This window comes from Nocardioides sp. NPDC057772 (assembly GCF_042798075.1).
Lineage (GTDB): Bacteria > Actinomycetota > Actinomycetes > Propionibacteriales > Nocardioidaceae > Nocardioides.
The window spans coordinates 1-13,472 of sequence record NZ_JBHVKN010000026.1 but is presented as its reverse complement, the minus strand read 5'-3'; the positions used below and the strand labels follow the sequence as shown (position 1 = coordinate 13,472).

General features: G+C 70.8%; 8 protein-coding genes. 2 read left to right on the top strand and 6 right to left on the bottom strand.

Translation table 11 applies throughout. The features are described 5' to 3' along the window. Positions 1-91 precede the first annotated feature (91 nt). Positions 92-1,495 carry a magnesium chelatase gene (locus tag ACFVJS_RS07225; RefSeq protein ID WP_378878247.1) on the bottom strand — a complete coding sequence of 468 codons (1,404 nt, stop codon included), beginning with the start codon at positions 1,493-1,495 and terminating at the stop codon, positions 92-94. Beyond that, positions 1,492-4,347 (bottom strand): BTAD domain-containing putative transcriptional regulator, encoded by a 2,856-nt coding sequence (locus ACFVJS_RS07220; RefSeq protein ID WP_378878246.1) that lies wholly within the window; start codon positions 4,345-4,347, stop codon positions 1,492-1,494. The genes ACFVJS_RS07225 and ACFVJS_RS07220 overlap by 4 nt, the downstream gene beginning before the upstream one ends. A 113-nt stretch (positions 4,348-4,460) precedes the next feature. Here ACFVJS_RS07220 and ACFVJS_RS07215 point away from each other — a divergent pair, with 113 nt between their 5' ends. After that, positions 4,461-4,886, top strand: coding sequence for a YchJ family protein (locus ACFVJS_RS07215; protein ID WP_378878245.1), 426 nt, complete (start codon positions 4,461-4,463; stop codon positions 4,884-4,886). Positions 4,887-4,982: 96 nt separating this feature from the next. Further along, on the top strand, positions 4,983-6,686 hold the full coding sequence (locus ACFVJS_RS07210; RefSeq protein ID WP_378878244.1) for a sensor histidine kinase: 1,704 nt from the start codon (positions 4,983-4,985) through the stop codon (positions 6,684-6,686). Between the two features lie 7 nt (positions 6,687-6,693). Here ACFVJS_RS07210 and ACFVJS_RS07205 read toward each other — a convergent pair whose 3' ends face one another. From ACFVJS_RS07205 to ACFVJS_RS07190, 4 genes are read right to left on the bottom strand one after another with little or no spacing between them, the layout of a single operon-like run. After that, on the bottom strand, positions 6,694-7,356 hold the full coding sequence (locus ACFVJS_RS07205; RefSeq protein ID WP_378878243.1) for a response regulator: 663 nt from the start codon (positions 7,354-7,356) through the stop codon (positions 6,694-6,696). Continuing rightward, positions 7,350-10,781, bottom strand: coding sequence for a thiol reductant ABC exporter subunit CydD (gene cydD / locus ACFVJS_RS07200; protein WP_378878242.1), 3,432 nt, complete (start codon positions 10,779-10,781; stop codon positions 7,350-7,352). Before cydD ends, ACFVJS_RS07205 begins: the two co-directional genes overlap by 7 nt. A gap of 1 nt (position 10,782) precedes the next feature. Then, positions 10,783-11,784, bottom strand: coding sequence for a cytochrome d ubiquinol oxidase subunit II (cydB, locus tag ACFVJS_RS07195; RefSeq protein ID WP_378878241.1), 1,002 nt, complete (start codon positions 11,782-11,784; stop codon positions 10,783-10,785). A gap of 10 nt (positions 11,785-11,794) precedes the next feature. Beyond that, entirely contained in the window at positions 11,795-13,264 is a 1,470-nt protein-coding gene (locus ACFVJS_RS07190; RefSeq protein ID WP_378878240.1) for a cytochrome ubiquinol oxidase subunit I, read from the bottom strand. Between the last annotated feature and the right edge of the window lie 208 nt (positions 13,265-13,472).

Here is a 13,472-nt window from a genome sequence, read left to right as displayed (position 1 = left end):
CGTAGGTCTCTCCGGTCGTTCCGAAAGGGCGAGTAGTCCTACGAACGACGTGTTACCCCCCCCGCCGACGCCTCCTCCGGCCGACGCCTCCTCAGCCGTAGATCGTCTCTCCGTCCGCCGTGTCCTTGCCGATCTTCCTCGCCAGGAACAAGCCCTCCAGAGCCAGCTCGATGGCGCTGGCGAGCTGGCCGTCGTTCTTGGTGCCGCCGGTGGCCGCGTAGACGCGGTCGCCGATCTGGTCGTAGAGGTCCGACTCGCCCAGGACCGGGAGGCCCTCCAGGAAGGCCCGGGCGGTGACCTTGGTGCCGGTAGTGACCATGCGGCCGTCCTCGATGGCGTCGATGAGCAGCGCGAAGTCGAGGCCGCGGAAGGACTTCCGGACGGTCTCGGCGATGGCCGTACGCAGCAGGTGGGTGAGGATGTCGGCCTCGCGGCCCTCCTCGCCCGACTCGAACTCGATCTTGCCGGAGAGCACCTCGACGGCGGTCTCGATGTCGACGAGACGAGCGACAGCATCGGGCTCCCCGGCCACGGTGGCCCGGTGGAGCGCCGCCGCGGCGACGGTCTCGGCGCCGGCGATGGAGAAGCGCGCGGAGACGCCGGAGCGTTGGTCGACCGCCGAGGATGCCCGTAGGTGGCGGGTGAAAACGGCGAGGATCTCGAGGAGGTGGTCCGGTACGTCGGCGACCAGCGTGGCCTCCTGGCGGATGACCGCCATCTCCGCGGCGAGCTCGCGCGGGTAGTGGGTGCGGATCTCGGCACCGAAGCGGTCCTTGAGCGGCGTGATGATCCGGCCGCGGTTGGTGTAGTCCTCCGGGTTGGCGGAGGCGACCACCAGGAGATCCAGTGGCAGTCGCAGCACGTAGCCACGGATCTGGATGTCGCGCTCCTCCATCACGTTGAGCATCGCCACCTGGATCCGCTCGGCGAGGTCGGGCAGCTCGTTGATCGCGACGATGCCGCGATGAGACCGCGGGATCAGGCCGAAGTGGATCGTCTCCGGGTCACCCAGCGAGCGCCCCTCGGCAACCTTCATCGGGTCGACGTCGCCGATCAGGTCGGCCACCGAGGTGTCCGGCGTGGCCAGCTTCTCGGAGTAGCGCTCCGAGCGGTGCTTCCACGCGACCGGCAGCGCGTCGCCGGCCGTCGCCGCAAGACGCTGGGACCCCACGCTGACCGGCTCGTAGGGGTGTTCGCCGAGCTCGGAGCCCTCGATGACCGGGGTCCACTCGTCGAGCAACCCCACCAACGTACGCAGCAGCCTGGTCTTGCCCTGGCCACGCTCGCCCAGCAGGACGACGTCGTGTCCGGCGATCAGGGCGCGCTCGAGCTGGGGGATGACGGTGTCCTCGAGCCCGTGCAGTCCGGGCCAGGGGTCCTCTCCGGCTGCCAGCTTCGCCAGCAGGTTGTCGCGGATCTCCTCGCGGAGCGACTTGAACACGTGGCCACTGGCGCGAAGCTGGCCGAGGGTGCTGATCGTGGGTGCGGCAGTCACGGTCGCAACGCTACGCCGCCGCCCAACCCCTGGGCGGCCGTGGCGTCGACGTCCCGGCCCTCGGATGGCGGGGATCCGACGCTGGCAAGCAGCTCCTCGACGCGCTCCCGGGTGAGCGCGGTGCGGTCGAGCTCACCCACCTCGTCGAGGATCGCGGCCACCTCGTGGAGGGTCGCCCGGGCCTGGGCGACGCGGCCGGTGTCGCGCTCGATCAGGGCACGGCGTACGAGGCCGTTGGCCTCCGCCCACCGGTTGCGCTCCTCGAGGTGGTGGGTCAGCTCCAGGCGCAGCTCTGCCTCGGCCTCGGCGTAGCGGCCCAGGCCGATCAGCGCGTCGATCAGGGTCATCCGCGGCGAGGCGGAGGAGTCGACGTCGACAGGCGCATGTCCGATCTCCTCCTCGACCAGCCGCACGGCGTCCTCGTAGCGCTCCATCCGGACGTAGACCTCAGCCAACCCGATCAGGCTGCCGCGGGCACGGTCGTCCATCCCGGCGGCGTCCGCGACGGCGTAGGCCTCCTCGAGCACGGCGACCGCCTCGTCGAGGGAGCCGATCATGCTCAGCGCCTGACCGCAGTTGGACAGCGCCATCTCCAGGCCGGCCGCGGTCCCGGCCTCGCGGAACACCTCGGCCGCGCCCCGGAAGTCCACGATCGCCCGCGTCAGGTCACCCGCCCGTGCCCGGCTGATCCCGGCCTGGTTGCGGATGTAGGCCGCGTCGACGTGCTGTCCTGCGCGGAGGGCCGCGTCGAGGCCGAGCTCCTGGAGCGGCAGGGTCTCGGCCGGTGGGTGCCGCATCGAGAGGGTGAACATCTTGTTGACCAGCTGGTAGGCGGGTCCGAGCAGCCCTGCGCGCACAGCGAGGCGTACGGCGCTGCCCATGGTCAGCCACTCCCGGTCACCCCAGGCGCGGGCCTGCTGCGCGGTGGCGAAGCTCAGCGGCGTCACCCCCTCGACGACGGGGTCGAGGCTCATCAGCCGGAAGGATCGACCGTCGGCCTCCGAAGCCGCGACCAAGGAGTGGGTGTACCAGCTCACCAGGCGCAGCAACGCCTCGCCGGACTCCTCCTCCGACCCCATCTCCAGCGCGTAGTCGCGGATCAGGTCGTGGAGCACGAAGCGTCCCGGCCGTTGCTCGCGGACCAGGTTGGCGTCGACCAGCTTGTCGACCAGACGCCGGGCCGCGGCGATGTCGACGCCGAAGAGCGCCGCCATCGCGGGCATCCCGATCTCGTGGCCAGGACGCAGGCCGAGGAGCCTGAAGGATCGGCGCGACTCCTCGTCGAGGGAGTCGTAGGACCAGGAGAAGACCGCACGCAGGTCGGAGATCGGGTCGAGCGGGGCCTCCAGGGCGGCCAGCCGGCTGGTCTCGCCGTCGAGCTCGGCGATCAGGTCGCTCAGGGAGAGGTCGGGGTAGCGGCTGCAGCGCTCGGCCGCGACGGCGAGCGCCAGCGGCAGGTGTCCGCACCTCTCCGCCAGCGCGCGCACGTCCGCGTCGTCCGCGGGCCGGTCGATGAGTCGTTGCTTGAGGAAGGCGGCCGATTCCTCCGGGGCGAGGGTGTCCAGCGCGAGCCGGCGCGCGCCCTCGCGGGTCGCCAGGCCGCGCAGCTGGCTGCGGCTGGTCACCAGCACCAGCGAGTCGCCGCCCGGAAGCAGCGGCCGCACCTGGGCGGAGTCGCGGGCGTTGTCGAGCACGAGGAGCATGCGCCGCTGCGCGAGGGTCGTACGCAGCAGGGCAGATGCCGCGTCGACCTCGCCCGGAACCGAGGCGACGTCGACGCCGAGCCCGATCAGCAGGGTCGTGAGCGCCTGCGCGTGCGACAGCGGCTCCCCCGGCCCGAAGCCGCGCAGGTCGATGAAGAGCTGGCCGTCGGGGAAGTGCTCGGCCCGGCTCCGCGCCCAGTGCACCGCGAGCGCGGTCTTGCCCACCGCACCGATGCCGTGCACGGCGACCACGCTCGGCCAGCCGGCGTCGTGGGAGATGGTCACCGCATCGAGCAGCCGGAGCTCGGCGGTACGCCCGGAGAAGCTGGGGATGTCGGCCGGGAGCTGCCGTGGGACCAGATCCTCCTCGGAGACCCGCTGGGCGGGCACCGTCGCCTGTCCCGTCGGCGCCTCTGCGGCCGGGGCGGCCGGCGAGGAGCCGGCCAGCAGTCGGGTGAAGGTCGAGCGCAGCTCCGCGCCGGGATCGGTGCCGAGCTCGTCGGCCAGCCGCGCCCGGACCTCCTCGTAGGCCTCCAGCGCTTCGGCCGTACGTCCCGCGGCCTCGAGGGCGTCGAGCAGCACGACCCACAGCGACTCCCGCAGCGGGTGGTCGCCGACCACCCGGCGGACGTCGGCGACCGCCTTCACGGCCCGGCCGGCGGCGATGTCGAGCTGGGCGCGTCGCTCCAGCGCGGCGAGGTAGCGGTCGACCAGCCAGGGACGGGTGCGCTCGGCCAGCGACTCCCCCGCGGAGTCGTCGAACGGCTCGGCGCGCCACAGCGCGATGGCCTCCTCGAGCCGGTCGTAGGCCTGCGGGCCCTCGGCCGCGTCGAGCAGGTCGATGAAGGCGAGCGCGTCCACCGAGGATCGGGGCAGATCGAGGATATAGCCACCGGCAGTGCGGCGTACGACCTCCTTGCCGAGCACGCGACGCAGCCGCCCGATGTAGGTGTGCAGGCTGCCGCGCGGGTTGTCGGGGAGCTCCTCGCCCCAGATCCGGTCGGCGAGGACGTCGACGGAGACCGGGGTGCCGGCCTCCAGCGCCAGCAGGGCCAGCAGCGTGCGGGGACGCCGTCCCGGGACCTCCACGGGCTCGCCTGCGCGGGTGACGATCAGGGGGCCCAGCAGACAGATGGCCACATCCGTCACCACAGCACCCCCGCCGTCCCGAGCCGCCTGCGCCTGAGAGCCACCCCCATACAATAGTCGTGCCGCAGCGGGCCCACGGAAGGAATCCGCCCAATCCGGTACACAATGGAGACATGTCCCCCTTCGGCCGCACCTCCGTCGGACCGCCTCTGCAACAGCAGTGCCCCTGCGGCAGCGGTCAGCGCTACGCGCTGTGCTGCCACCGGCTGCACCGTGGCGGTGCGTTGGCCGAGACGCCGGAGGAGCTGATGCGCAGCCGCTATGCGGCGTACGCCCTCGGGGACTGGGCCTACATCTTCCGCACCTGGCACCCGGGCACCCGCCCCGACGACCTGGGCGTGGCCGCGCCCGACCCGCGGCTGACCTGGACGGGGCTGGAGATCGAGGGATCCGGGCTCGACGACGACACCCACGGCTGGGTGGCGTTCCGCGCCTCCTACCGCTCGCCGTCGGGCGACGGGGTGCTGGCCGAGCACAGCCGGTTCGAGGTGCGTGCCGGCCGCTGGCTCTACGTCGACGGTGACATCTCCGGTAATTGACCAAACACACGCATTCGCGTGAGTTTGAGGCAGACAGTGGAGAAACTGTTGCCGATATGTGGACGCGACCCGGTCAGGCACGACAGACTCTGACAAGTGACCACCGAAGCGACCGAGGACCTGACCGGTCTCGAGCCATCGGCGCGCTCGCTCCTGGACGCGGTCATCGCGATGTCGAGCGAGCTCGACCTGAGCGCCATGCTGGAGCGGATCACCCGGTCCGCGTGCGAGCTGACCGGAGCCGGCTACGGCGCTCTCGGCGTTCTCGACCTCGACGGCGACCTGCAGGACCTGATCACCTACGGCTACCAGGAGGAGCCGACGCTGCAGGTCGTGGGCAAGAGCCGCGGCCGTCGTGCGCGGCTCGATGCCGATTCCCGGGCCGAGGCCGATGCCGATGCCGTTGCCGGCAACGGGGCGGAGGACGGAGCGGGTGACGGAGCGGATGACGACGAGCCGGCCTCGACGACCCGGCCCCGGGGAATCGCCGCTCCCGAGCCTCTCCTGCTGGCCGGCTCCCATGCTGCTGAGGGCGGCAGCCACGCGCTGCGTACGGGCGACCCCGGCAAGCGCAAGTTCATCGAGGTGCCGCTGCGGATCAAGGACCACGACTTCGGCCACCTGCTCCTGGCCGAGAAGGTCGGCGGTGCCGACTTCACCAGCCACGACGAGCAGCTCGTGGTGGCCCTCGCCCGCGCCGCAGGCGCCCAGATCGACAAGGTGCGCAAGCTCGAGCTCAGCGAGCAGCGCCGCAAGTGGCTCGAGGCGAGCGCCGAGCTCAGCCGGGCCCTGACGCCGCCACTGGACCACACGGTCGCGCTGGAGCGGATGTGCGAGACCGCGCTGCCGCTGATGCGGGCGATCGGCGTCGGTGCCGGCACCCGCATCGAGCACGGCCTCGTCTCCGGCGTCGCCGCCGTGGCGGGCCAGGAGGAGCGGGTCCGCGCGGTGACCGAGAAGGTTCCGCTGCTGATCGACCGCCGCATCGTCGAGCCGCTCGACCTCGAGGTCGACGGCCTCCACGTCGTGGTCGCGCCGGTGCGCTCCTCGCTCGCTGGCCGCGGTGCGCTGCTGGCCATCTACGACAAGGCCCGCGCGGCCCACGACGAGCACGAGCGCGAGCTCTTCTTCGGCTTCGCCGGCCAGGCCGCGCTCGCCCTGGACCGTCTCCGCGCGGTGGAGGACCGGGCCGATCTCGCCGTCATCACCGACCGCGACCGGATCGCCCGCGACCTGCACGACGTGGTCATCCAGCGCCTCTTCGCGATCGGCCTCCAGCTCGAGACCCTGGGCCGCAACCCACAGCGGGTCGAGGACCTGCCCAAGCGGCTCTCGGAGCAGGTCGACGCCCTGGACCAGACCATCAAGGACGTACGCGGCTCCATCTTCGACCTCAGCAACCACGACGCCTCCTCGCTGCGGGCGCAGGTGCGCGAGGTCGTCCGGGAGTACGCGGGTGTCATGGACTTCACCCCGGAGATCAAGATCACCGGGCCGGTCGACACCGCCGTGCCCGACGCGGTCCGCAACCACCTGCTGCCGGTGCTGCGCGAGGCGGTCTCCAACCTCGCCCGGCACGCGCAGGCCCACAGCGCCCAGATCGAGCTCACCCTCCAGGACGACGAGATCAAGCTGGTCGTACGCGACGACGGCAGCGGTCTTCCCGAGGAAGCAGAGGAGAGCGGGCTGAAGAACGCCCGCTGTCGTGCGGTCCAGCTCGGCGGTCAGCTCGAGATCGGCCCGCGCTCCCCCAGCGGCACCGAGCTGATCTGGCAGGTGCCGCTGGGCGCTGGGGTCTGAGTCGGACTCAGTTTCCCTTGCGGGGGTGGAGGAGCTCCTTGGCCATCAGCGCCGCCTGGGTGCGCCGCTGCACGCCGAGCTTGGCGAGGATGCTGGAGACGTAGTTCTTGACGGTCTTCTCGGCCAGGAACATCCGGCCGGCGATCTCGCGGTTGGTCAGGCCCTCGCCGATGAGCGCGAGCAGGCGCTTCTCCTGAGGCGTGAGCGCCTGCATCTGCGGCGACTCGCCATCGGGGTTGCGCATCTTCTCCATGACCTTCGCGGTCATCAGCGGGTCGAGCAGCGAGCCGCCGCCGGAGACGGTGCGGATCGCCTCGACCAGGTCGCTGCCGCGGATGTCCTTGAGGACGTAGCCCTTCGCCCCGGCCATGATCGCCGAGAAGAGCGCCTCGTCGTCGTCATAGGAGGTCAGGATGAGCGCGAGCATGTCCGGGTAGGCCGCCCGGACCTCCCGGCAGACCTCGATCCCCGAGCCGTCGGGAAGGCGGGCGTCGAGCACGCAGACGTCCGGCTGGATGCGGTCGATGTCCTCACGCGCCTGGGCGGCGGTGCCACCCTGGCCGACGACGGCGATGTCGTCATGACTGTCGAGCAGCGTCGTCAAACCCTGGCGCACGACCTCGTGGTCGTCGAGCAGGTAGACCCGGATCGTCCTTGTCTCGGTCAACACCGTCTCACTTCCCCCATTCGTTGAAGGGAGACCACGGTATCGGTCAACCCCAGTCCGGTCGATGTGTGAGTCATCCACACTACGGTTTTCGTGCCGCCGTGCGGACCAAGCTCTCCGCCGCGTTCTCCGCCGGGCTCTGTGTCAGCTGTCGAGTCATCCTCCCGCGCGAGCACCTCACGCGCCAGCGACTCGGCGGTCGAGGTGTCCAGATGAGCCAAAGGTTCATCCAGAACCAGGACCTTGTGCCCTGCCAGCAGCGACCTCGCCACCGCCAGCCTGGCCCGCTCGCCACCCGAGACCTGGGCCGCGCCGTCACCGAGCCTGGTCTGCATCCCGGCCGGGAGAGCATCGAGCCAGTCGCCGAGATGGGCACGCCGGAGCGCCCGCTCGACCTCCTCGTCGGTGGCGTCGGGCCGCGCCAGGCGCACGTTCTCGACGAGGTTGGAGGCGAAGACGTGCGGGTCGTCGTCGACGAGCCCGACGATCTTCCGTACGTCCTCGGGATCGAGGTCGCTCGTCGGCCGGCCGCCGAGCGTGATCGTGCCGGTGTCCGGGTCGAGGAAGCGCAGCAGCAGCGCGGCCAGGGTGCTCTTGCCGGAGCCGGAGGGGCCGACGATGCCGATTCGCGCGCCCGGTTCGACGTGCAGGTCGGGGAGCTCGACGGTCGCGCCGTCACCAGGACGGGCCGTGACGCCGGTGACCGTGATCGTGGTTTCGTCGGCGGGTGCCGCCGGGTGCTCGGGGGCCTTTACCGACGGCTTCCGGCTGGTCAGGTCGTCGAGTCGCCGCTGCGCGGCCCGGGTGCGGGCCTTGGCAGCGCCGGCGTCGGCGAGCGTCGCCGCGGGTTCGGCCAGTGCGAGCGGCACCAGGGTGAGGAGGGCGAGCATCGGACCGTCGCCGACAGTCGTGTAGGCGGCGGTCGCCGCGACCGCCGCACCTGCCGTGACCAGCACGAGGGCCTTGGCCGTCGAGGCGGCTCCGGCCGCGGTGACGGTCGCCCGGGTGGCCGTGCGGGCGAGCTCGTCGAGCCGGCGCAGCACCGGCTCGCCCGCCTGCCACATCCGACGCTCGGTCGCGGTCTGCGTCGCCTCGACCACCTGCTCGGACACCGTGGCCCGCACCGTGACCGAGAGATGCTCGGCACGTGCTGCCCCTGCGTACGCGATCCCGAAGGCGGCTCCCGCCGCCACCACCGTGGCCGCGGTGAAGGCGGCCGCGACCGGGTCGATGAGCGCGGTGGCCGCGACCGCGAGGATCGCCACCACGGCGTACTCCCGGATCGGCAGCCGCACCCGCAGCTCCTCGTCGAGCACCGCGTCGACGTCGTCGACGACGCTCGCCAGCACGTCTCCGCGGCGCCCCGGAAGCGCACCGGGCACCAGCGGCACGAGCGCGTCGTAGATCTCCACGCGCCGCCTGGCCAGCAGTCGCAGCGCGCTGTCGTGGGACCACAACCGCTCCAGGTAGCGCAGCACGGGCCGCGCGATCCCGAACGTACGCACCCCCACCATCGCCGCCACCAGCGTCATGATCACCGGGTGGTAGGAGGCCTTGATGATCAGCCATCCCGCCAGCGCCGTCAGCGCAACTCCCGACGCCCAGCTCAGCCCACCGACGACCGCCGACCCCCACAGCGCCCTCCGCGCCGAAGCGTCAGCCCCGCCGGCCGAGGCGTCGGCCCCGCTGGCCGAAGCGTCAGCCCCGTCGGACGAAGCGTCAGCCCCGTCGGCCGGGATGTCAGCAGCTGCCGTCTCGACCGACGCGGGCGACGTCTCGGCCGACGTAGGTGACGCCTCGGCCGACGCGGGCGCCTTCTCGGCGGAGAGGGTGATGACCTGGTCAGCGATGTCGATCAGGGCCTGACGGTGGGCGACGAGGACGACGGCGCGGTCGCGGGCGAGGTCGATGACGGTGTCGGCGATGATCCGCTCGGTGTCGGGGTCGAGATGGGCGGTGGGCTCGTCGAGAAGGACCCAGGGACGATCGGAGAGTACGACGCGAGCCAGCGCCAGCCGGGCCCGCTCACCCGCCGAGAGAGAACGACCGTCCTCGGCCAGATCGGCACCGAGCCCGCCGGGGAGCTCGGCGATCCGGTCGGCGAGCGCGACCCGCTTCAACACCTGCCACAGGTCACCATCGGTCGCCTCCGGCGACCCGAGGCGCAGGTTGTCGGAGATCGTCCCGCTGACGAACACCGGTCGCTGGGGCAGATAGGCGAACCGCCGTCGCCATGCGTCACCCTCGGCCGGAGTCTGCCCGTCGAGCTCGACATCACCTGCGTACGTCTCGTGGAGGCCCGCGACGATCGACAGCAACGTCGACTTCCCGCAACCACTCGGGCCGACGATCGCGGTGATCCCCCGCTCCGCGACCGTCGCGGAGACCGGTGCGAGCGCGGGACGCTCGCGCTCGGGATAGGTGACGATGACACCGTCGAGGCGGAGCGACTGTGTTGGTCTCGACACCGGCTCGCCGGAGCCCCTACGCGGAGGCGAGTCGAGACCGACACAGTCCGCTGTCGCCTCGAGCGTGGCCGTACCTTCGGCGGCGGCATGGAACTCGGTGCCGACGCGGCGCAGCGGCCAGTAGGCCTCGGGGGCGAGCAGCAGGACGACGAGGGCGGTCTGCAGGTCGACCGAGCCGGCGGCGAGCCGGACACCGATGATGACCGCGACCAAGGCCACCGAGATGGTCGCGACGAGCTCGAGCACCGCCGAGGAGGCGAACGCGATCTTCAGGGTCTCCAGCGTGCGGCGGCGGTAGCTGTCGGTGATGGTGGCGATCACCCGCGACTGTGCTCGAGCACGACCGAAGGCGACCAGCGTCGGCAGACCCTTCATCACGTCGAGGAAGTGACCGGCCAAGGCCGCCATCGCCCGCCACTGGCTGGCAGCCTGGTCACGGGTCGCGAGCCCGACGAGCACCCCGAAGATCGGGATCAACGGCAGTGTGAGGCCGACGATGAGACCGCTGAGCGGGTCGGTCCAGACGATCACCGCGAGCACCATGACGGGCAGTACGCAGGCGAGCACCAGCGCCGGGACGTAGCGCGTCAGATACGGCTCGGCGGCCGAGACCCCACGCGTGGCCAGGGCCGACAACGAACCCGAGCGACCCGTCTGCCCGCGCAGGATCGCGCCGACCACCCGGCGCCGCAGGTCCGCGCCGACGACACCGGCCGCCCGGGCGCCGGCCACCTCGGAGACGACCCCGACGAGCGCGCGCCCGGCGAAGACGGCCACGACCGCCAGCGCCCAGCCGCTCACCGAACCGGTGTCGCGGATCGCGGAGATGAGCAGCCCGGTGACGGCGTACGTCTGGGTGATCAGCAGCACCGCCCCCAGCACCCCGGCCGCCACCACGACGGCGAGCGGCCGACGGGCTACCGACAGCTGGGCTCGCAGTCGCGGGTCGTTCGGGCGCATCTCAATGAGCGGCGGGGATGTGGTGGATGGAGATCCGCTTGCGGAAGATCCAGTACGTCCAGGCCTGATAGCCCACCACGATCGGCGTGAACACCGCCGCGACGATCGTCATCAGCTTGAGCGTGTAGGGCGTCGCCGCCGCGTTGGTCGTGGTCAGCGAGTTGGCGACGTCGGTGGTCGAGGGCATCACGTCGGGGAAGAGCCCGACGAAGAGCCCGGCCACGGCCAGCCCGATCGCGAGGAAGGTGCCGGCGAAGGCGAACCCCTCACGACCGACGTACGCCGCCCCGAGCCCGCCCACGAGGGCGAGCGCCGCCACGACGAAGATCACCGCGGTCGCCAGGTTGCCGGTGAGCGCCTGGGTCCAGACCAGGAACACCACGGCGAGCACGGCCGCGACGACCCCGGTCTTGAGCGCCAGCGCGCGGGCCCGGCCGCGGATCTCGCCATCGGTCTTCAGCGCGATGAACACCGCACCGTGGGTCACGAACAGCGAGAGCGTGACCAGACCGCCGAGGAGACCGTAGGGGTTGAGCAGGGTCAGGACAGTGCCGGTGAACTCGAAGTCGGCGTCGATGGGCACCCCACGCACGATGTTGGCGAAGGCCACACCCCACAGGAACGCCGGAACGTAGGAGCCGAAGATCACCGCGCGGTCCCACCAGCCGGCCCAGGTGGCCGAGGGCCGCTGGTGGCGGTACTCGAACGCCACCCCACGCACGATCAGCGCGATCAGGATGAGGAAGAGCGGCAGGTAGAAGCCGGAGAACAACGTCGCGTACCACTCCGGGAACGCCGCGAACGTCGCTCCGCCCGCGGTCAGCAGCCAGACCTCGTTGCCGTCCCACACCGGGCCGATCGTGTTGATCATGACGCGCCGCTCGCGGTCGTCGCGGGCGAGCACCGGAAGCAGCATGCCGACGCCGAAGTCGAAGCCTTCGAGGACGAAGTAGCCGATCCACAGCACGGCGATGAGGCAGAACCAGATTGTCGTGAGTTCCATCGCAGGCTCCTCAGTACGCGAAGTTCATCGGCTCGTCGGCATCCTTCACGGAGCCACGCAGGGTCGGGGACGGCGGCTCGACGAACGGGTCGGGTCCCTTCTTCACGTACTTCATGAGCAGGCCCACCTCGATCACCGCGAGCACGGCGTAGAGCGCGGTGAAGCCGAGCAGCGACATCCACACCTCCCAGGGCTCGACGCCCGGCGAGACACCGTTGGCGGTGGTGAGCACGCCGAAGACGACCCACGGCTGGCGCCCCATCTCGGTGAAGATCCAGCCCATCGAGTTGCCCAGCAGCACCATCACCGGCGCGGAGATCGCCAGCGCGGGCAGGACCCGTCCGACCAGCCCCGAGGGCGTACGTCCCCGACGGGTCAGCCACAGGACCGCCAGGCCGACGAGACCACCGACGACGCCGAGGCCCATCATCCAGCGGAAGGTCCAGTAGGTGACCGGGATGTTGGGGGTGTAGTCACCGGGCGAGTAGTAGGTCGCGCCGGGAGTCGCCCCGTAGGTCTCGCGGTACTTCTCCTGCAGGTCGTAGATCCCCTCGACCTTGCCGTCGAAGGTGCCGGTGCCGAGGAAGGAGAGCACGCAGGGCACCTCGAGCGCCCACTTCTCGTGCTTCCCGTCGCGCGTGCCGATGGTCAGGATCGAGAACGGCGCGCACGAGTCCGAGGTCTCCCACAGCGCCTCCGCGGCTGCCATCTTCATCGGCTGCACCTCGGTCATGATCTTGCCCTGGATGTCACCCGAGACCGCGACCCCGACGCCGGAGAAGACCATCACCCAGGCCGCCAGCACCATCCCGCGGCGGTACATCGGGCGCTCGCCGTTGTTCTCCCCCGGCCGGCGCATGTAGAGCCAGCCCAGGATGCCGAGCATGAAGGCGGCCGCAGTCAGGTACGCCGCGAGGATGACGTGCGGGAACGTGCCCAGCTGCACCTTGTTGAACATCACCGCCCAGAAGTCGGTGAGCTCGGCGCGGCCGGTGACCTCGTTGAACTTGTAGCCGACCGGGTGCTGCATCCAGGAGTTGGCCGCGAGGATGAACCACGACGAGGCGAGCGTGCCGAGGTGGACGATCCACATGCACGCGTTGTGCAGCGCCCTTGGCAGCTTGTCCCAGCCGAAGATCCACAGTCCGAGGAAGGTCGACTCCAGGAAGAAGGCGAGCAGCGCCTCGATCGCCAGCGGAGCCCCGAAGACGTCCCCCACGAAGCGGGAGTAGTCCGACCAGGTCATCCCGAACTGGAACTCCTGCACGATCCCGGTGACCACACCGAGCGCGAAGTTGATCAGGAAGAGCTTCGCGAAGAACTTGGTCAGCCGAAGCCACTCGGGGTTCTTCGTACGCAGCCAGATCGTCTCCAGCACGGCGACGAGCATGGTGAGTCCCACCGTGAGCGGGACGAACAGGAAGTGGTAGACGGTCACGATGCCGAACTGCCACCTGGCTAATTCCAGGACGCTGTCCACGGCAGTCACTATGTCACTGGGGCACCACCGGCCACACCACCCCCTCCCCTAGGCATACGTCCCATGTGTCGTGGCTTACGTCCCTTGTGAATTGCTTCACGACCTGCGTTGCGATGCCACCTGCTCAGTTCGGCGCGTCCCTCGTCTGGACGCAGCGCAGTGAGGAGCGCCAGCGACGAACGAAGCGGAGGAAGACGAGGATCAAGCG

Bases quoted from the DNA above. Each gene is read 5' to 3' on its own strand.
- ACFVJS_RS07215 (WP_378878245.1), top strand. From the start codon at position 4,461: ATGTCCCCCTTCGGCCGCACCTCCGTCGGACCGCCTCTGCAACAGCAG.
- cydD (WP_378878242.1), bottom strand. From the start codon at position 10,781: ATGCGCCCGAACGACCCGCGACTGCGAGCCCAGCTGTCGGTAGCCCGT.
- cydB (WP_378878241.1), bottom strand. From the start codon at position 11,784: ATGGAACTCACGACAATCTGGTTCTGCCTCATCGCCGTGCTGTGGATC.